The organism is Alteromonas sp. DYW1, from assembly GCF_059752595.1.
Genome location: NZ_CM186038.1, coordinates 599,096 through 618,880, shown reverse-complemented (window position 1 = coordinate 618,880; position 19,785 = coordinate 599,096). Strand labels below are relative to the sequence as shown.

Sequence of the window (19,785 nt, the reverse complement as noted above, 5' to 3'; positions counted from 1 at the left end):
ATTTATTTAGGCGATTTGTCACTTAGAAGTCGCAGTTGGTGGAAGCCCTATGGAGCTCATACTCGTGCGGGCATAGCGTATAGCGCAGATAACAACAGGGTTATCTTAAAACACACAACTCTTCGTTGTTTCTTAGTCAGAGCGACGAAGCAGGGAGACATCATAATGTTTGCAAATTCAAAAATCGCACGCGCTGTTAAACTAGCGTGTGTCGCAGGCGCGACAACGTCCTTGTTGTTCGCGCACGCGGCGAGTGCCCAACAAAGCGACCCAAACAGTAACGATGATACCGCCGATGTTGAAGTTATATCGGTCACCGGCAGCCGCATTCGAGCGCCTGGTGTCGAATCATCAAGTCCAATTATTTCTATTGGTGAAGAAGAAATTGGTTATCTACAAACACCTGAATTTGAACGTATTGTGCGCAGCTTGCCAGCCACCATTCCTGCTGATGGCAGTAATGTAAATAATGGCACGGCTGGCGCTGCAACGATTGACCTACGTGGTCTAGGCCCACAACGTAACCTAGTGTTACTTGATGGTCGTCGCTTAGTTCCCTTCAACTTTAATGGTGCAGTTGACACCGCAACCATCCCCACAGCTTTGATTGAGCGTGTCGACGTGGTTACCGGCGGTGCATCAGCGGTTTATGGTTCAGATGCGATTGCTGGTGCAGTCAACGTTATTCTTAAAGATGATTTTGAAGGCGTCGCCCTTGATTTAAACCATAACCAGACGGGGGAAAGTGATGGGGATCAAGACAGTATCTCGTTAACTGTAGGCTCTAATTTAGACGATGGTCGCGGTAACGCAGTGGTAAGCCTTAGTTGGATGGAACGCGACGCCGTTAGATTAGGGCAGCGTCCACTTGGCCAACTTGGGATCAACTCAAATACGGGCGCAGGATTAGCCGAATTTTTAGCGGGTGAAGAGCCGGCCCAACCCATTGCTGGTTGTGGTGGCCCGAATGTGGTCGACTTCGTTAACGGCAGTGGTTCAACTACTGCAATCCCGACCCGTTTTGAATTAATTGGTACCGGCGTCAGTGGTCAGTTCCGTGATGACCGAACCTTGGGCGATCAATGTAGCCGATTTAATTTTAACCCTTTCAACTTTTATCAAACACCGGCACAGCGCTACTCAGCAACAGCGTTAGCTAATTATGAAATTAATGAACACGCGAATGTGTACGCCCGCTTTAACTATTCCAATACATCCGTAACTCAGCAAGTTGCACCGTCAGGTACCTTTGGTGCTAGCTTTGTGTTGCCGCTCTACAATCCACTACTCAGTGATCAAGCCTTACAATATATTCTCGATGGGGCTAACTCGGCGGTCGCCGACGGTTCACTCGTCGATGGTGGCAGTTGGACAGACGCTAACGCGAATGGCGTAGTTGATACTGAAGACAGTGTTACTGTGCGCTTGCGTCGTCGTACCCTTGAACTTGGTGCACGCACAGAGCGTTATGACTCAGACTTGTGGCAGCTTAATGTGGGCGTAAACGGCACCTTTATCGGTGATTGGGATTACGATGCATCATTCCAATACGGTGAATCGAACCGTACCACTGTGCGAGATGGTTATACTAATCTAACCAATATTCAAAATGCGTTGGACACACGTGATGGTGTTACCTGTGCGGTAGGTGGCAACTGTGTACCTATCGACTTGTTTGGTGGTTTCGGCACGATCACCGAAGCGCAGGCAGGATACGCGCGAGCAATCGCATTGCAGCAGCAAAAGTATGAGCAAACCATCGGTACGTTGTTCTTTACCGGCCCGGTTGACGCCATCGAATTACCAACAGCCGCGGGGCCGCTCGCGATGAGCTTTGGTTATGAATATAGAAAAGAGGATGCGTTGCTAGAGCCGGACGAGTGTCTCAAGTTAGCCCCAGCCAGTTGTCAGGGCGGAGCCGGCGGCAACTTACTGCCAATCCGTGGTGGCTATACTGTTAATGATTTCTTCTTCGAAGGCATACTCCCCATCTTTGATGGTCAGACCTTTGCTGACCGCCTCGATCTTGAGTTCGGTTTCAGAACGTCCGATTATGATTCCATCGGCACGACTGACTCCTGGAAAGTCGGTTTCAACTGGCGACCTGTAGAATCATTAATGGTTCGCGTTATGCAACAGCGGGCCAACCGTGCACCGAATGTGGGTGAACTGTCTTCGCCGGTAACTTCGGGCTTGAACAATGCTGTCCAAGATCCATGCTCGGTAGCAAACGCAGGGAATATCGATGATCGCTTGCGCCAGCTGTGTATTTCTACTGGTATGACGGCAGCTCAAGTGGGCGTTATCCCAGATATTATTGCGGGTCAAATTAATACCTTTAATGGCAGTAACCCGACCAATCCGCCAGGGCCTGAAGAAGCTGATACAACGACCGCAGGTTTTGTTTGGACACCGGAGTTTGATGGTGTTGATAGCTTTGTCTTCTCCGCGGATTACTACAAAATTGATATTGAGGACATCATCGGCAACTTCAGTGCGCAAGAAATCTTAGATTCTTGCTATGTTGCTGGATTGGCCAGTGAATGTGCCAAGATCACTCGCGTCGGTGGTGATCTTACCGGTTCAGCGGCTGGGGTAAACTTATTTACAACTAACCTCAACTACTTGCAGGCTGAAGGTGTAGAAATCGCGTTTAACGTATCATTTGATTTAGATGATATGGGTAGCTTGCGCTTTTCAGGAAATATCAACAAGTACTTGTCACAAGAGTCGCAAAGCTCAATCACGGTGCCCGTCATTGACTGTAAAGGCTACTATGGCACTACTTGTGACCCCATCTCTGATCTCCGTTGGATCCAAAGAACCACTTGGACCCATGATGACTTGACGGTTTCTGTGCAATGGCGTCACATCAGTTCAGTGGATGTTGAGCCACCTGAGCGTTCGCTCCGTTATGAAGCATTCCGCAGTATTGATGCCTACGATTACATTGATATCTTTGGTAGCTACCAAATCAATGACTATATAACCTTAACTGCTGGAGTGGACAATTTATTTGATGATGATCCACCAGCACTCGGTAATGAAATTGGTGATACCAGCTCTAATTCAGGTAACACCTTCCCAAGTAACTACGACACGCTAGGTCGTATTTATAAAGCGGGTATCAATTTCCGCTTCTAAGACGATAAGTCTGCCGTCAAGTCAGCGAGGCCTGAGTGCCTCGCTTTTTCATTCTGCACTGATAAAACGAAATCGCGGGACCGACTCGCCATTCACGTCGACAGTTTCTTGAAACATAGTAAGCGGGCGTACCCAAAGTTTACCTTCACCATACAATGGTCGATAGACCACGAGTTGTGAGCCGTCTTCGGAATGCGTGGCGATATCAATAACCTGATAATCATTGCCTTTATAATGTCGATAACGCCCCGGTTTAAGCGACACTCGGTTGCTCCTTTGTTCGTCGATACTGCCAGGTGAGTAGTAACAAATACCCGACAATAATTATTAGGCTAATTTGCATTAAGCCTTGCCAATTGAAAATGGCAAGCAAAGCACCGGCACTAAGCGCTGCTAACGCTTGGCCAGCAAACACAGCAAAGTCATGGGCCCCTTGTGCAGTAAAACGTTGTTCATTGGAGTGACTGCTGGCTAACAATAAAGTACCGGCCAGAAATAATAAGTTCCAGCCTAAGCCCAATAATACCAGCGCTAACCAATATTGCACAAAGTGTCCCCCAATATAACCGACAAGTATTGTAATTAGATAAATAACAATCCCTGTTGCGATCACGCCTTTGAGGCCGAGACGCACGACCAACCACGCACTGATAAAGGAAGGAAGATACATTGCTAAAATATGCGATTGGATCACCCACTTGGTCTGTTCAAGGCTGTAGGTCTCGACTACATGCATATGGACGGGAGTAGCCGTCATAATAAAGCTCATCAAAGCAAATCCAGTAACCGATGTTGCAACCGCGATGATAAATTTTGGCTGACCAAACAATTGCCGCTTAGGAACAACGATACTCGAGGTATTGCTTCGCAACGATGGCGTGCGTGACAGTCGAGTAAAAAGCAGTGCACATATAACCATTACACTAGCGACCAACAAAAAACTTCCGGCAAACGGTTGCGCAAACAACGGCTCGCCTACTGTTGCTAGTTCTGGCCCAACGACCGCCGCGACTAACCCACCCAGTAACACAGTCGAAGTGGCTTTTGCGGCCAACTCACTAGGCACAGATTCTATTGCGGCAAAGCGCGTTTGCTGAAAAGCAGCGACACACAGGCCAAGGGCAAAGGTACTAAACAGGAATCCGTTGAAACTTTGCTGTAAGGTTGCCCACATCGCGACAGTCGCAGCTAATGCTGCTACCAATGCAGCACAGATAAATACCAAACGCCGGCCCCACCGATGCATAGCGCGGGTCACCGGCAGCACACCGCACGCAGTACCCACTATCATGAGCGCAACAGGCAAGGTTGCCAGCGCCTCACTAGGCGCCAGGCGGGATCCAACGATACCGCCTACCAGCACAACAGTAGCACCAGCACTCATAGCTAAGGCTTGAATACAAGCCAGTAACCAAACTTGCGCAGGCAATCTACTTCCCCTTACCCTGCATGGCATACGCTGCGACTAGTGCCGTAAGTGCAGCCGCGGTAGGTTTACCGTGCTGCCAGTCACTGTTCTCAACGCCACTACCGGCAATATCCACATGGGTATAGGCCAATGGCTCATCATTTTCCACATCATGCTGAACTAGCCCTGAGGCAATGGCCAAAAACGCCATTGGGAATTGATGCCCTCGCATGGTAGAAACTGATGGGGCATTATTCGATGACAACACATCATCAGCTTTGCTACGCGGAGCAATAAACGCATAGTCTTCACGGCGACTGCGCGAAATCTCACCACAATCACCCCAGATTTCACCATGCGCAACAATATGTTTGGCCACTTGACGTGCTTCGGCGCAGCCGTTTTGTACATACCCCGTGTAAGGGCCTAGCGCGATGGCTGCGTGGCCTGTCAAGGTGGCTACGGAGAATAATTCCGGTTGAGTTTGCTGGGGCTCCGCTAATGCCAATTCGCGGAGATGGGATAACACATCGGCCAGTACCATTCGTCCTTCTGCATCCGTATTGCCAACGCGGACGCGCACACCTGCGTGTCCAGAAATAATTTCATCGGGCACAAATGCGTCATCCCCAATACTATTGCGAACCACCCCGAGCTCTGCGACTACTTTCAGATGAGCCGGTTGAATCTCCGCTAAAGTGCGCATAAAACCCGCCACAGAGGCTGCACCGCCTTTGTCTCTGCTCATACCGGCCATATGCCCGCCGACTTTAAGGTCGGCACCGCCAGTATCAAAAGTAATTCCTTTACCCGCTAGAAACAGACTTTTTTGCGTTAATCCAGCTCCGTCGTAAGTGAGACGAACAACCCGCGGTTGATGACGCTCTACTTGCACCGAGGCCCGCGCAACCGCATGCAGTAATGGGTATTCTGTGCGTAACTGAACATCATCAGCAATGACCTCGACCTTTACTGCTGTGCCTTTAAATGCTTCCACACAATAGTCCGCAAATGCGGGCGGAGCCATACGCTCAGGCTCAGTTCCACAGAGGTCACGGGCTAAACGTTTGCCCACTTCTAGCGCATACAACTGGTCTGCTTGCTCGGTATCTGTCCCCACGATACCAATCGCAGAGATCGGTTCGAGCTCGCTTTCTAAATTCGCCTCGCGCGCTTCTAAGGGCTGCCATAAACCTTGACAGAGACCTAAGTAGGCAGCCTCTCTAGCCTTGCTAAACTTACGGTCGCTTTGTTCTAAATTAACCATCAATAATGGCTTTTGGGCTCCCACTGCAAGTAAGGTATCGGCAGCTTTACGTGCGGCATCGAAGATTCGACGTACGTCGTCGTAATAATGCTTTAATTCTCCGGTTGGGATATGGATCAGGCGTTGCTCCGGCGCATCTGCACAGGGAACAACAACCAACTCCTTTCCCACCCGCCCATCGACTGCTTGATGAGCAACCAAGGCTGCTACGATTGCTTGGTCGGTTATTGCTGATAAGGTATCTGATAGCACCACGAGGGCATCAAATTCTGCAACGGTTCCATGGTGTTCGAAGGTTTCTACTGCGATAACGTGCGGTGCAGGCATACGAATTCTCAAATCAAGTTAACGGATTCGGTATTGTGCCTGTGGTTCGGCTGCAAACTCAAGCTGTTCCAGTGGTAAATCCATTTGGCGCATGGAATGATTTGTTGGCAAGCCAACGTGTAAGCCCACCAAGCGTATGCCACGCCCCTGCGCTCGACTGAATGCTTCTCGCAAAAGCACGTCAAAGTAGTCGGCTTGTAATAGGGTCATACGGTGCTCGACCGTGGTTTGCTGAAAGTCGGCAAACTTGAGTTTGACGCCCTGTGAAGCGATTTTAGTTGCACTACCCTGAGATAAACGCTTAAGCAAGCTTTCATACAACCGCTGACTCACTTCTTGGCATTCTTCTAACGAGGCTATATCTGCGGGTAATGTTCGCTCAACTCCAACTGATTTGCGCTGCCGCTCAACAGTAAGGTCTCGCTCATCGATAGCATGGCTACGCTTCCATAATACCGGTCCAAACTTGCCAAATTGCTTTACTAGCCGATCGAGCGGATATTTGCGCACGTCTTCACACGTGTATAAGCCTAGCCGATGCAATTTCTCGATGGTGACTTTGCCCACTCCGGGGATTTTGCGCAGCGGCAATTGGCGGACGAACTCATCCAATTCATCGGGTGTTACCACACACAAGCCATTCGGTTTATTCTCATCACTGGCAATCTTGGCGACAAATTTAAGCGGTGCGACACCGGCAGAGGCAGTTAGGCCAATTTCGTGCTGAATGCGTCGGCGAATATCTTCTGCAATTAACGTGGCACTGCCGTTGAATAGTTGGCAGTCACTCACATCTAGATAAGCCTCATCCAAACTTAGTGGTTCAATTGTGTCGGTATATTGTAAAAAGATTTCGCGGATTTGCTTAGACACGCTGACATAAACGTCCATGCGCCCCTTGATCAATGTTAAGTCAGGGCATAACCGCATGGCATGGGCCGTTGGCATTGCTGAGCGCACGCCGTATTGGCGCGCTGGGTAGTTACAGGTACTAATAACGCCACGTCGGTCTGAACTTCCGCCGATAGCGATTGGAATATGCGTTAAGGCTGGGTTATCACGCATCTCAACGGCGGCATAAAAACAATCCATATCGACATGAATGATTTTTCGCATGTACCCACCAACCTGTATAAATAACCAGTATCATGCATTTATTATGGCTAAATTGCAAAGTATTCAGGCATAAAACCAACAACGCAGTGTATGCTGCTTTCTACGTTATTTACCGATGGCTGATATCCGTATGGGCTCAAGTCGAAATTGAAAAACTAAATTATAAAGAAACCTAATACAGGTGTAATGCTCATCCAAGCAAGTATCATTATACGAAAAGATAACCCTCCTGAAGATAACCGCTATCCACTGACTTATATACCAATGAAGACTCATGTCATAAGAACAGTGCTAAACGCTGCGTCTCACTAAACGCCAGGCAACCTGAAAGCTACAAGATTTTGTTCTTTTCCCACTCGGCCAATTTCTTCTGCCGAGCCGCTTCCTTTTCCATCCGCGCTTTTTTACGATCGCAGGGTTCAGGACAATCACAGGCTTTATCAACACCCAAAGCGCCTAGGCCTCCGCAGCTTCCAGATATGGTTTTGCGTTGCACCATATAACCAATCGCCATAGCGGCGACCATCGCAAGAAAAAAGAAAAATGCAAGGATAAACGTGCTCATAATATTTAAATACTCTGTAATTACTGGTTTGGATTGACCACAGTTACACGCTGATCAAATCCACTTGATGTCCATTCAATAAATTCATCTTGTTCTTTGGTGATTAAGATCACCGCCCAGTCATTCAGCTCAGCCATTGCCTTGGCCTGTTCAGCACCCATCACTGCAAGTGCAGTCGCTAAACCATCGGCGGTCATAGCAGAAGGATGGACGACGGTAACCGAAACTAAATTATGCTGGATTGGGTAGCCCGTGGTCGGATCAATCAAATGGGAATAACGCACCCCATCCTGCTCGTAGTAATTACGATAATCACCCGATGTCGCAATACCATTATCACCGATCGCTATCACTTTTTGTAATGCGCGTTGCTGACTCACCGGTTTCTCTATTGCAATGCGCCATGCTTGACCGTTAATTTTGCGACCTGCGACACGCATTTCACCACCAATTTCGACTAAATAACTATTTATTCCTTTGCCGTGTAGTAGCTCAGCAACCGCATCAACACCGTACCCCTTCGCAATCGTACTCAAATCAACATAGAGTTCTGGGTGATACTTAATGACCGCATCGGCTGTTAATAGCAATTTATCTAAACCCGTTCTTTCTCGCGCGCGCTCAATAGCATCAACCGAAGGCACCTGTTCTGGTCGCATCTGTGGGCCAAACCCCCATAAGTTGACAACCGGTCCAATCGTTACATCTAACGCACCCTGAGTAAGCTCGCCTAACCGCAACGCTTCAGCGATAACTAATTGAGTCTGTGGTGAAATAGAAAAGGGCTGATCACTCGCGTGCTGATTGAAGCGCGACAACTCTGAATTGGGATCATAAGTCGACATTAACTTATTCACGTCAATCAATAGCTCATCGATTTCTACTTGTAATGCTTCAGCATCGAGGTTGTCAGGCGGTGGGAATTTTACATTGTATGTAGTTCCCATTGTCTGGCCTTGTAAGTGGATTTCTTGCTCGGTCGGAGGTGCACAAGCAGAAAGCAAGACCAGTAAAAAAACAAGCAGAATTGCGTGGAATAATTTCATAAGAATCCTAAAAAAAGAGGGCGATATCGCCCCCTTTAATCATTTGCATTTGACGGCAGTTTAGCCACCAAAGTCATCCAACATGATATTTTCATCTTCAACGCCCAGATCCTTGAGCATGTTGATCACAGCTGCGTTCATCATAGGTGGTCCACACATATAGAACTCGCAATCTTCTGGCGCAGGGTGGTCTTTCAGGTAGTTCTCAAGCAAGACTTGGTGAATAAACCCGGTATACCCTTCCCAGTTGTCCTCTGGCTGAGGATCAGACAAGGCAACATACCAGTTAAAGTTGTCATTCTCATCTTGCAACATATCGAAATCTTCAACGTAGAACATTTCGCGCAGTGAACGTGCACCATACCAGAAAGAAATCTTACGTTTTGATTTCAAACGGCGCAGTTGATCAAAAATATGTGAGCGCATCGGCGCCATACCCGCACCGCCGCCAACAAAGACCATCTCCGCGTCAGTTTCTTTCGCAAAAAACTCACCAAATGGACCAGAAATAGTGACTTTATCACCTGGCTTCAAACTCCAAATGAATGAGCTCATTTTACCCGCAGGTAAGCTTAGATTATTAGGTGGCGGCGTAGCGATACGCACATTCAGCATAATAATCCCTTCTTCCTCTGGATAGTTTGCCATCGAGTAAGCACGGATAGTCTCTTCATCAACTTTTGATTCAATATCAAAGAAGCCGAAACGCTCCCAATCACCACGATACTCGGCTGGAATATCGAAGTCTTTATACTTAACATGATGCGGTGGTGCTTCAATTTGGATATAACCACCAGCACGGAACGGCACGCTCTCACCATCAGGAATTGCCAATTTAAGCTCTTTGATGAAAGTTGCTTCGTTATTATTCGAAATAACTTCACAGTCCCACTTTTTGATCCCAAAGACTTCTTCTGGTAACTCAATCTTCATGTCCTGTTTGATAGCGACCTGACACGATAGACGACAACCTTCACGCGCTTCACCTTTGGTAATGTGATCAAGTTCAGTTGGCAATATTTCACCACCACCTTCTTTCACATCCACTCGGCACTGACCACATGAGCCACCACCACCGCAGGCACTAGAAACGAAAATCCCTGCCTCAGCAAGTGCACCTAATAACTTACCACCCGGTTCGGCCGTAATAACCTTATCAGGATCGTTATTCACGATAATCTTAACATCACCGCTCGGTACAAGCTTTGACTTGGCAAACATAATAATAAACACCAAGGCGAGTACGATGGCGATAAACATGCCAACGCCGAGGTAAATTTCAACTTGATTCATACCTTTGACCTGCCTTTATTAAAGTTGGATACCGGTGAATGACTGGAAGCCTAATGCCATTAGACCTGCAATCATAAAGACTGAACCTAAACCACGCACACCATCTGGCATATCAGCGTATTTAAGCTTCTCACGTACCGCAGCCAGAAGGGTAATCGCTAATGCCCAACCAATCCCGCTACCTAATCCGTAAACTACACTTTCAGCCATGTTGTATTCACGCTGTACCGCGAAAGCAACACCACCAAAGATGGCACAGTTTACTGTAATCAATGGCAAGAATATCCCCAAAGCGTTGTACAACGCAGGGAAAAACTTATCCAAACTCATTTCCAGTATTTGTACCAATGCAGCGATTACGCCGATAAAGGTCAAAAAGTTCAAGAAGCTTAAATCAGCTTCTGGAAAACCAGCCCACGCCAATGCTCCTGGTGCCAGGATGTTTACGTAAATCAATTGGTTTACCGGAACCGAAATCCCAAGTACAACAATTACCGCTACACCTAAACCCATTGAGGTTTTTACTTTCTTTGATACTGCTAAGAAAGTACACATCCCCAAGAAGAGGCTGAGAGCCATATTCTCGATAAAGATCGAGCGGATCAATAATGATAAATAATGTTCCATGATTAGTCCTTAGCCTCTACTTGCTCGGGGCGAATAGTACGAATAAACCAGATCATACCGCCAATTAAGAAGAACGAGCTAAATGGTAAAATAAGCAAACCATTACCTTGATACCAACCGCCATTTTGCACCAATGGCAGGATTTCAAAGCCAAGAATTGTGCCGAAGCCAGCCAACTCTTTAATCGTGCCGATAACAATCAGGATGAACGAATAGCCTAAACCATTCCCAATGCCATCAAGTAAGCTCATCATTGGTGGACTCTTCATGGCATAAGCTTCAGCACGGCCCATTACGATACAGTTGGTAATAATCAAACCAACAAACACCGATAATTGTTTGGAGATTTCGTAGCTGTATGCTTTTAGTACCTGATCGACCACGATTACCAACGACGCAATAATGGTCATCTGAATGATGATCCGCACGCTGCTGGGTATGTGGTTACGAATAATGGATATAAATAAGTTTGAGAACGCTACAACCGATGTCAACGCTAGTGACATCACGAGTGCAGTTTCTAGCTTGGTCGTAATCGCCAATGCCGAACATATACCAAGTACGTGTAAGGCAATAGGGTTACTGTCAAGAATCGGCCCGAACAGGGCTTTTTTCATTTCTTTTGTATCTGCCATTGTTCTTGCCTCTTATGAACGCCAGGATTGCTTTTTAAGGTAAGGGCCATAGCCATTCTCACCTGCCCAGTAAGTCAATGTGTTCTGTACGCCGTTGCTGGTTAGCGTCGCGCCTGAGATTGCGTCAACCGCATACGGGTTGTCATTACCCGCTTGCTTCTTAACCTGAATAGCAACTTTGCCATCATCAAACAGTTTCTTACCTTGCCACTTAGATGCCCATGCTGGGTTTTGAATTTCACCACCCAACCCCGGCGTTTCTTTGTGCTGGTAGTAAACCAGTTCTTTAATGGTGTTGCCGTCAGCGTCAACCGCTAGAAAGCCATACATTAAATCCCAGAGGCCACTACCGTGGACCGGCAGAATCACGCGTGTTACATCACCACCAGAGTTCTTTACGACGTAAACACTCGCGACGTCAGCACGACGCTGAAAACCAACGTTGCTGTTCTCAACCTTGCTGCTACGCGCAGGATCTTTAGCCGCTTTATACATGTCGTAACCTTCTTCAGTCTCGACATATTGGCCAGTTTCTAGATTAATATGACGTTCCTGCACAAACTGCTCATAAACATCGGCGATTTGTGCACCCGTCATGCCTGCTTCATACAATCCAGCAGCAGTTAGAATGTTAGTTTTCTTATCCAGTGCGGCATTGCGTTCTTGTGTGGCACGTAGACCAACTGCAGAGCCTGCTACAACGATAGAGCAAACCAAACATACAGCAACTACGATGCCAACGGTTTTTCCTAAAGTTTCTTTTTTAGCCGACACGAGCAAGCCTCCGTTTTATGTTGCTTTGCGCCACGAAGTAGTCAAACAATGGCGCCCAAAGGTTAGCAAATAGAATGGCCAGCATAATCCCTTCTGGGAATGCTGGATTTAGCACACGGATAAGTACGGTCATAAAGCCGATGAAAATCCCGTATGCCCACTTGCCTTGATTAGTGAATGACGCCGACACGGGGTCAGTCGCCATAAAGAACATACCGAAAGCCAAACCGCCAATCACAAAGTGCCAGTAGAATGGCATTGCGAACATAGGGTTAGTGTCACTACCGACAAAATTCAATAAAGAACCGAAGAAAGCTACGCCTAAGGCAACGCCAGCAACAATTCGCCAGCTGGCAATGCGCATGTAAATAATAAACAAGCCACCCAGCATTATCGCTAGTGTAGATACTTCACCTACTGAGCCAGGAATGTTGCCGAAGAAAGCATCCCACCATAGTGTCATATCAGTAAAGCCATTCGTGACATCACCCATTTCGCCTGATGCAGCCTTACTCAACCAAGTTGCACCTGAATAACCGTCAGCTGCCGTTGCAGGGTTAGTCGCAATCCACACTTGGTCACCAGAGATTTGTGCCGGGTAAGCAAAGTATAAAAATGCTCGACCTGACAATGCGGGGTTGAGGAAATTACGCCCCGTACCACCAAAAATCTCTTTCGCAATGACTACACCGAACGTAATACCCAAGGCAACCTGCCAGAGTGGAATCGTCGCAGGTAGTGTTAATGCAAATAAGACGGAGGTTACAAAGAAACCTTCATTCACTTCGTGCTTGCGGATCGAAGCAAACAGCACTTCCCAGAATCCACCCACCACGAAGGTCACCGCGTAAATCGGAATAAAGAAACATGCGCCGTACAGCATCATGCTTCCCCAACCCGTACTATCTAAGCCTAATTGACCACCTAGTGCAGCAAACAAACCTGCCTGCCAGAAATCTGGCAGCGAAGTACCGTACTGCACCATGGCTTCATGCGCTTGGGCACCAACGTTATACATGCCATAGAACATGGCTGGGAATGTTGCCATCCAAACCATGATCATAATCCGCTTAAGGTCGATGCTATCACGTACGTGAGTGCCGGCCTTGTTAACCTTGCCTGGCGTATAAAAAATTGTTGCTGCTGCTTCATACAGCGCATAGAACTTTTCGTATTTCCCGCCGGCTTCGAAATGCGGCTCTATGTCTTCAAGAAATGTCTTTAATCCCATGACTTAGCCCTCTTTCTCGATAGTAGTTAGACAATCGCGCAAGATTGGGCCGTAGTTATATTTGCCTGGGCAAACATAGGTACATAAAGCCAAATCTTCTTCATCCAGCTCTAAACAGCCGAGTGTTTGTGCGCTATCAGTGTCACCGGAAATAATGTCGCGTAATAGCAAAGTCGGGATGATATCTAGCGGCATGATGCGCTCGTAGTTCCCGATTGGCACCATGGAACGATCAGAACCGTTGGTGGTGGTTGTCATATTAAATTTCTTGCTGCCACTCAAATGCCCGAGATATGCACGGGTGATGGAGTGTTTATCGCTACCTGGCGTAATCCAACCAAACAGCTTTTTCTCGCGACCTTCCATTAGCAATGAGATTTGCACATGGAAACGCCCTAGATACCCATGCACACCCATCGCATTGGTACCCATTAAGACTGAACCTGATACCGCGCGAACCTCACCTTCTTTGCGCTCGTTGGCAGTGAGTTCAGTGATTGATGCGCCCAGTACAGTGCGGATAAGGCGTGGATTGGTTGCTGCTGGTCCACCCAAGGCAACTACGCGATTGTTATCAAGCTTGCCGCTGGTAAACAATGCGCCAATGGCGATTACGTCTTGATAACCGATGTGCCATACGCGCTTATTCAGACCTACCGGATCTAAAAAGTGAATATGAGTGCCGACTAGACCTGCCGGGTGAGGGCCAGCAAACTCATTAACTTCTACGCGTGGTCCTTTTGCATCAATCGACGCACCAGCGGCTTTACTGACAAACACCTTACCTTCGGTTAAGGTGCTTAATACCGCCAAACCATTATTAAAATCATCGATGCGCTCGTTGATCACCAACAACGGATCGGCCGCCAAAGGATTAGTATCCATAACCGACACGAAAATTGAATGTGGTGTCGCGTCAAGCGCTGGTGAACGACTAAATGGACGTGTGCGGAAGGCAACCCACATACCCGCATCATTCAACTGCTCAACCACTTTATCCCTGGCCAACCCAGCCAATTGGTCAGCGGCTACTGGCTCAAAGCTGATTTGCTCATCACCTTCCAGCTGAATAACCACGGACTGTAATACACGTTTGGCACCACGATTAACCTCAACCACCTGACCGGCCGCGGGCGCAGTGAATTTAACGCCAGGGTTCTTCTTGTCTTCAAACAAGACCTGACCTTTTTTCACTGTATCGCCGACCTGCACATGCATGGTTGGACGCATACCAACGTACTCTTCGCCCAACACAGCGACTTTAGTAACGGCGGGGCCATCACTGATTTGCTGCTGCGGCGCTCCCTCGATAGGAAGATCCAAACCTTTCTTGATTTTTATCATACGCTATAGCACTACTTTAATTACAAAACCTAATTTTACTAACCCACTTGGCAGGGATTGCCATCGGCAGGCAAATAGCCTAGTAAAATGGGTCTCGGCTGAAGGATGACCAATCACCCAGCTCTGCTTTGGTGGAAACCAAAACCCCACACCACGAAATGCTTATCCTCACAAACCGTCAAGGTGTCCGTATCTTGCGCAAATATAATCTTGTGAATAAAAGAATTTTATGATGCTTTTTCGTTCGCTTTGAGCGGCAATGTCTCCCAGACAATTTCCACTTAAATAAACTCTGTGATTTTAACACTATCCGGCATTGTTGTGCTAATCAAAATCACATAAACATCAGAAATTTAATGTTTTAAATTGCCAACTCTTCACACACCGAGGCCGATCCGGACAAATGTGTACCTCGCACAGCTGTGTCATAATCGTTTATAAGCATAGCAAAACGCCCCAATTTGGGGCGTTTTTTCGATTTGACGTTACCAGCTTCTCAATGGGTCAACATCGGCATCATAGTCAACACCATCGAAGGCAAATCCGAAAAGTTGCAAGAAATCTCGATGATATCCCGCATAATCAGCCAATTCATGGAAGTTGTCCTGAGTCACCTGATCCCACAATGCTTTTACTTTCGCCTGTGTAGCATCATTAGTTTCTTTGCCATCCATGCGATAACGACGGGCGTCATCAGTTGGCGCATTCTCGGCAAAAAGACGGCGCGAGAATAAACCTGCGATTTGCTCGATACAACCTTCGTGCGTACCCTCTTCTTTCATCACTTTGTAAATTAAAGAGATATATAACGGCATCACCGGAATAGCAGAGCTGGCTTGGGTCACCAAGGCCTTCAATGAGGACACGTGGGCATCGACATTAAGACCGGCGTGACGCTCACGAATAGCGGCAGCGGCGCGATCCAAATCCTCTTTGGCTTTGCCAATGGTTGCTTGCCCATAAATCGGCCAGGTCAACTCTTTACCAATGTAGGTATATGCTGTGGTCTCACAGCCATCGGCCAGACAACCGGCATCGGCTAGCGCATTCAACCAAAGCTCCCAATCTTCGCCACCCATGACTTTCACGGTATCGTGGATTTCTTCGTCACTGGCAGGCTCTAAATCTACCGTGTGGATCAAATCTTTGTCAGTGTCATAAGTTTTGGTTGAGTACGCCTGACCCACTGGCTTTAGCGTTGACTTATAGACCGTTCCTGAGACTGGATCGGCTCTGCGTGGCGACGCCAAACTGTAGACCACCAAATCAACCGTACCGAGGTCGGCTTTGATGGTTGCAATGACTTCATCTTTCAATTCGTTAGAAAACGCATCACCGTTTAAGGTCTTCGCATATTTACCTGCAACGCTCGCCCGAGCATGAAAGGCTGCAGTGTTATACCAACCCGCAGTACCGGTTTTTCGTTCTGTTGGGGCTTTCTCGAAACAAACCCCCAAAGTATTGGCTTGATATCCGTAGGCCGCAGTGATCCGCGACGCTAAACCATAACCTGTTGAACAGCCAATCACCAAAACGTTCTTGGGCTTGCGAGTATTTGCGGCAAACTCTGCAGCATGCGCTTGAATATAATCGATTTGTTTATCAACCGAAGCCTGGCAGCCCTCGGGGTGAGCGTTGGTACAGATAAAACCACGCACTTTTGGCTTAATAACCATGATAAATCCTATTGCTGAGAATGGCCGCTATTGTAATCAGATGTGCAAGATTAACAACTCGGAGCAGCTTTTAAAAAATTTAGCTATAGCGTCATGCGGCTTTATCACCGGTTATTATCAAACCGTGTGCCGACTCCTCCATTAGCTTTAATTGAGTAAATGTGCAGTAAAAACTTCGAGCTGTACTAAGCTTACTTGTACTACGCCCAACAACAATTCAAATACTCATGTTAAAACATATAGTTAGCATAATCCTTTTCACTTTTATATGGTTTTCTCCCATGGCGGTTGGGCAATCCATTGTAGTAAAAGCCCAGCAGATGCTGGATGTGCAGACGGGGCAAATTATCTCCCCTGCCGTTATCGTTGTGAAAGATGGGATGATAACCGCGATAAACCCAACATCTTTACCAGAAGGTATCAAACTCATCGATTTGGGTAGCCAAACGTTGTTACCTGGCCTAATTGATATGCACACTCACGTGACCGGTGATTATTTTACTGGCGCTGAGTGGACCACGGCAGCAGTGCGTCAGACCAGTCCCGACTGGGCTCTGCAAGGGGTTCGCTTCGCCCGAGAAATATTGAGCAATGGCTTTACAACCATACGTGATCTTGGTGCTCAGCCAGGGTTCCCCGATGTCGCTTTGATGCGTGCAATTCAAGCTGGGCACATGCCAGGCCCCGACATTTGGCCTGCTGGACATGCAATATCCATCACCGGAGGGCATTGTGACTGGACAGGGTTCGCCCCAGGAGTAATGGAGTTGGGGCCAGAATCTGGTATTGCCGATGGCGTTGATGAGGCTATGAAAGCCGTGCGTTACCAGGCAAAGCACGGCGTCCGGGTAATTAAAGTTTGCGCCACTGGTGGTGTTTTTTCTTTTTCGCAAAATGCTGAAGTTGGCGCTCAGCAGTATTCACTGGCAGAACTTGAAGCGATTGTGCAAGAGGCGCACAAGCTAGGCTTAAAAGTTGCGGCTCATGCGCATGGAACCAACGGTATTAATGCTGCGATAACCGCTGGTGTAGATTCTATTGAGCATGGTTCAATACTGTCAGAAGAATCAATTGCTCTCATGCAAGCACACGGCACATTTCTGGTACCTCAGGCTTATTTGAATGAATTTGAATTAGCGCCTGATACACCGCCAGCGACAGTAGCTAAAAACGAATACCTCAAGCCTCTTGTCACGAATAGCTTTAAAATGGCCTATGACGCTAACGTAAAGATGGCCTTCGGCTCAGACAATGGCGTTTTTCCGCACCGTGATACCGCTCTGGAGTTTGCAGCCCTTACTCGCATGGGTATTGCGGAAATCGATGCGTTAAGAATGGCGACGATCTACGCAGCCGAACTCCTCGGTGTTGACGACCGGGGTACCCTGACTGTGGGCAAACGTGCTGACATTATTGCCGTTCCAGGAAACCCATTGGACAATATTTCTGTGATGGAATCAGTATCGTTTGTAATGCAAACCGGTAAGATTTTTAAATCGTAGCTACGTAGCTTGACCGCTACCGGTCAACGGGGGCTCCGCGAAACCGTAGTACCAGTTTTACCAAGCCTACCGTGGTTGCCACTAACAATGCCGCCACGCCAAGCAAAACTAAAGCACTGTTTAATTGTTTTGATTCGGCATTGTTTGCCACAACGACCAACCAATGCACATAACAAAGAAACAGCGCCATACCCACCGAACACCAAGCCAACCAGTTTGCAATATAATTTAGCGATTCAGCTCTTCTCTCTGGCGCTAGCCAATAGGATTTATTCGGCAGGTTGATAAGTTCATCTGACAGTGACGGTATGAAGCGGCTGAGTAGTCCAGTTACCAGTGAAATAACAAGAACGATTGAAATCATCAGCACAATATAACTGTCACGAGATAAATAACTGTCTGCATGCCATGCGGCATCAAAATGGGAGGCGACGCTTGCGGGCATTTGTTCGCCCGTGAGCCAGATAAACAAGGCAGCAATCACGGCTGTGATAATTGAGATTTTCATAATAGCGCGTCCTTTTGCATTTTCATGATTGCAAAATAATACCACAACGATCTTACTTTTCTAGTCTTCAAAGCCCCCAAATGATTAGCATCAACCTATCAAAACACCAGCGAGTAAGTCTGATAGAAACGTGGTCAGATTTGATCTATTCACTAGCAACTTATCCGCGACGTATAAACTTTAACCGCTCAGTAGAACGTCCGAATGCAAACATTACTGTGCAGCGTCTATACAAACACTTTGCTTACCCGTGATTAATCTTTGTGTAAATCTAACCAGATCATCGACGTCACATTGAACATCCGGCATAACCCCTTCGTTCTGCCAATTCTCACCTGTTGCTGGGTGGCGCAACTCTGCATAGGCCATTATCAGACTGATATTTTCGCTAAGCGCTTTGGTTGTTGTCATCTGACTCAACCCCATTGTCGGCGAACCAACAATTGTGGCACGTTGCGCCTGTTGCAAGGTGTATCCAACAAATTCCCATGCGCCGGCGACAAAGGGAGAAGTGAGTAAAACAATTTGCACATCTGGGGCGATGCTGATTTCAATCTCATCCGTAAACAACAGCTGCGTTTTATCATGCGCAAACTTCAATTGAGCAATAGGAAGTCCCGCCGGCATTAATTGGCTCAACAGACGCCTGGCCAACTCCAAATCAATCTGACCGGCCTTCCTTAAATCAATGATTAACGCATCCGCTGACGCTAAATGAATTAATGCCTCATCCAAAACGTCCTGTGAATTAGCGTAAATTAGATCGCCGTCCACTTGCAAATAGCCAACGTTATCATTAAAAAATTGCGACTGAATAACAGCCGGAAAAACGATATCGGATGTTTCCTCAGAAAGCGTAAAGCCTGCACGCCAGTGCACTGCAAAATTAGCATCATTACTAGCGGCAAATAATGAGGATTCCAGTTTTCGCTTTAACCGTCCAAATTGATATTCCTCGTTAAACTCACCACGAGCAATTGCTGACGTTAGCATTGCAATAATTTGCTCGCGCTTGTTGTCCAGCAAATAATCTTGCTCTATGGTTGCCACCAAGTTATTCATCGCTGTCACAACTTCCTGATGCACGACGATGTTCTCATCCGCAGCCTTCAATGGTTGATTTACAATCATCCCCAGCAACAGTAATAGTGGGAATAGTAGACACTGCTTGGCCATCTGTTTTTCATTCTAATTAAACTAATCATAGAAGAGATGCGGCTCGATCGCGGTTATTCAAGCACGCAGAATCTCGACACCCCATTCATTGATTTATAGCATCAACCCAAAAGGCCCCTAATGCTCATTAAAGGCCTATTATCGAG

The 19,785-nt window shown here is 47.3% G+C and carries 17 protein-coding genes; 2 read left to right on the top strand and 15 right to left on the bottom strand.

Annotation, left to right across the window (positions count from 1 at the left end):
* Window positions 1-165 precede the first annotated feature (165 nt).
* Window positions 166-3,144, top strand: coding sequence for a TonB-dependent receptor plug domain-containing protein (locus AC121Z_RS02780; protein ID WP_498126485.1), 2,979 nt, complete (start codon window positions 166-168; stop codon window positions 3,142-3,144).
* Between the two features lie 48 nt (window positions 3,145-3,192).
* Here AC121Z_RS02780 and AC121Z_RS02775 read toward each other — a convergent pair whose 3' ends face one another.
* The 13 genes from AC121Z_RS02775 to fabV form a co-directional block, all read right to left on the bottom strand.
* Window positions 3,193-3,408 (bottom strand): DUF1653 domain-containing protein, encoded by a 216-nt coding sequence (locus tag AC121Z_RS02775; RefSeq protein ID WP_498126483.1) that lies wholly within the window; start codon window positions 3,406-3,408, stop codon window positions 3,193-3,195.
* The gene (locus AC121Z_RS02770) at window positions 3,398-4,573 is read right to left on the bottom strand and encodes an MFS transporter (RefSeq protein ID WP_498126481.1); all 1,176 of its coding nucleotides are present in this window, start codon (window positions 4,571-4,573) and stop codon (window positions 3,398-3,400) included. Before AC121Z_RS02770 ends, AC121Z_RS02775 begins: the two co-directional genes overlap by 11 nt.
* 1 nt (window position 4,574) lies before the next feature.
* Window positions 4,575-6,146 (bottom strand): M17 family metallopeptidase, encoded by a 1,572-nt coding sequence (locus tag AC121Z_RS02765; protein ID WP_498126479.1) that lies wholly within the window; start codon window positions 6,144-6,146, stop codon window positions 4,575-4,577.
* Between the two features lie 18 nt (window positions 6,147-6,164).
* Window positions 6,165-7,262: a DNA polymerase IV gene (gene dinB / locus AC121Z_RS02760; protein WP_498126477.1), complete on the bottom strand. Its 1,098-nt coding sequence runs from the start codon at window positions 7,260-7,262 to the stop codon at window positions 6,165-6,167.
* A gap of 331 nt (window positions 7,263-7,593) precedes the next feature.
* Window positions 7,594-7,827, bottom strand: a complete 234-nt coding sequence (gene nqrM / locus AC121Z_RS02755) for a (Na+)-NQR maturation NqrM (RefSeq protein ID WP_498126476.1) — start codon at window positions 7,825-7,827, stop codon at window positions 7,594-7,596.
* Window positions 7,828-7,847: 20 nt separating this feature from the next.
* Window positions 7,848-8,873, bottom strand: a complete 1,026-nt coding sequence (locus tag AC121Z_RS02750; protein WP_498126474.1) for an FAD:protein FMN transferase — start codon at window positions 8,871-8,873, stop codon at window positions 7,848-7,850.
* A gap of 60 nt (window positions 8,874-8,933) precedes the next feature.
* Entirely contained in the window at window positions 8,934-10,166 is a 1,233-nt protein-coding gene (gene nqrF, locus AC121Z_RS02745; RefSeq protein WP_498126472.1) for an NADH:ubiquinone reductase (Na(+)-transporting) subunit F, read from the bottom strand.
* An 18-nt stretch (window positions 10,167-10,184) separates the two neighbouring features.
* Window positions 10,185-10,793: an NADH:ubiquinone reductase (Na(+)-transporting) subunit E gene (gene nqrE / locus AC121Z_RS02740; RefSeq protein WP_498126471.1), complete on the bottom strand. Its 609-nt coding sequence runs from the start codon at window positions 10,791-10,793 to the stop codon at window positions 10,185-10,187.
* A gap of 2 nt (window positions 10,794-10,795) precedes the next feature.
* A complete protein-coding gene (locus AC121Z_RS02735; protein ID WP_100658154.1) occupies window positions 10,796-11,428 on the bottom strand; it encodes an NADH:ubiquinone reductase (Na(+)-transporting) subunit D in 633 nt (210 codons plus the stop codon).
* Window positions 11,429-11,440: 12 nt separating this feature from the next.
* The gene (locus tag AC121Z_RS02730) at window positions 11,441-12,202 is read right to left on the bottom strand and encodes a Na(+)-translocating NADH-quinone reductase subunit C (protein ID WP_498126469.1); all 762 of its coding nucleotides are present in this window, start codon (window positions 12,200-12,202) and stop codon (window positions 11,441-11,443) included.
* Entirely contained in the window at window positions 12,192-13,433 is a 1,242-nt protein-coding gene (locus tag AC121Z_RS02725) for an NADH:ubiquinone reductase (Na(+)-transporting) subunit B (RefSeq protein ID WP_498126468.1), read from the bottom strand. The genes AC121Z_RS02730 and AC121Z_RS02725 overlap by 11 nt, the downstream gene beginning before the upstream one ends.
* A gap of 3 nt (window positions 13,434-13,436) precedes the next feature.
* Complete coding sequence (locus AC121Z_RS02720) at window positions 13,437-14,777, bottom strand: Na(+)-translocating NADH-quinone reductase subunit A (RefSeq protein ID WP_498126467.1); 1,341 nt, start codon at window positions 14,775-14,777, stop codon at window positions 13,437-13,439.
* Window positions 14,778-15,262: 485 nt separating this feature from the next.
* Window positions 15,263-16,453 (bottom strand): enoyl-ACP reductase FabV, encoded by a 1,191-nt coding sequence (fabV, locus tag AC121Z_RS02715; RefSeq protein WP_498126466.1) that lies wholly within the window; start codon window positions 16,451-16,453, stop codon window positions 15,263-15,265.
* Between the two features lie 281 nt (window positions 16,454-16,734).
* Between fabV and AC121Z_RS02710 the strand changes: the two genes are divergently transcribed.
* Complete coding sequence (locus AC121Z_RS02710) at window positions 16,735-17,955, top strand: metal-dependent hydrolase family protein (protein WP_498126464.1); 1,221 nt, start codon at window positions 16,735-16,737, stop codon at window positions 17,953-17,955.
* Between the two features lie 16 nt (window positions 17,956-17,971).
* Here the strand turns inward: AC121Z_RS02710 and AC121Z_RS02705 are convergent, their stop codons facing one another.
* Together AC121Z_RS02705 and AC121Z_RS02700 are read right to left on the bottom strand one after the other, a co-directional pair.
* Window positions 17,972-18,463: a hypothetical protein gene (locus AC121Z_RS02705; protein WP_498126463.1), complete on the bottom strand. Its 492-nt coding sequence runs from the start codon at window positions 18,461-18,463 to the stop codon at window positions 17,972-17,974.
* 213 nt (window positions 18,464-18,676) lie between these two features.
* Complete coding sequence (locus AC121Z_RS02700; RefSeq protein ID WP_498126462.1) at window positions 18,677-19,639, bottom strand: S41 family peptidase; 963 nt, start codon at window positions 19,637-19,639, stop codon at window positions 18,677-18,679.
* Window positions 19,640-19,785 lie beyond the last annotated feature (146 nt).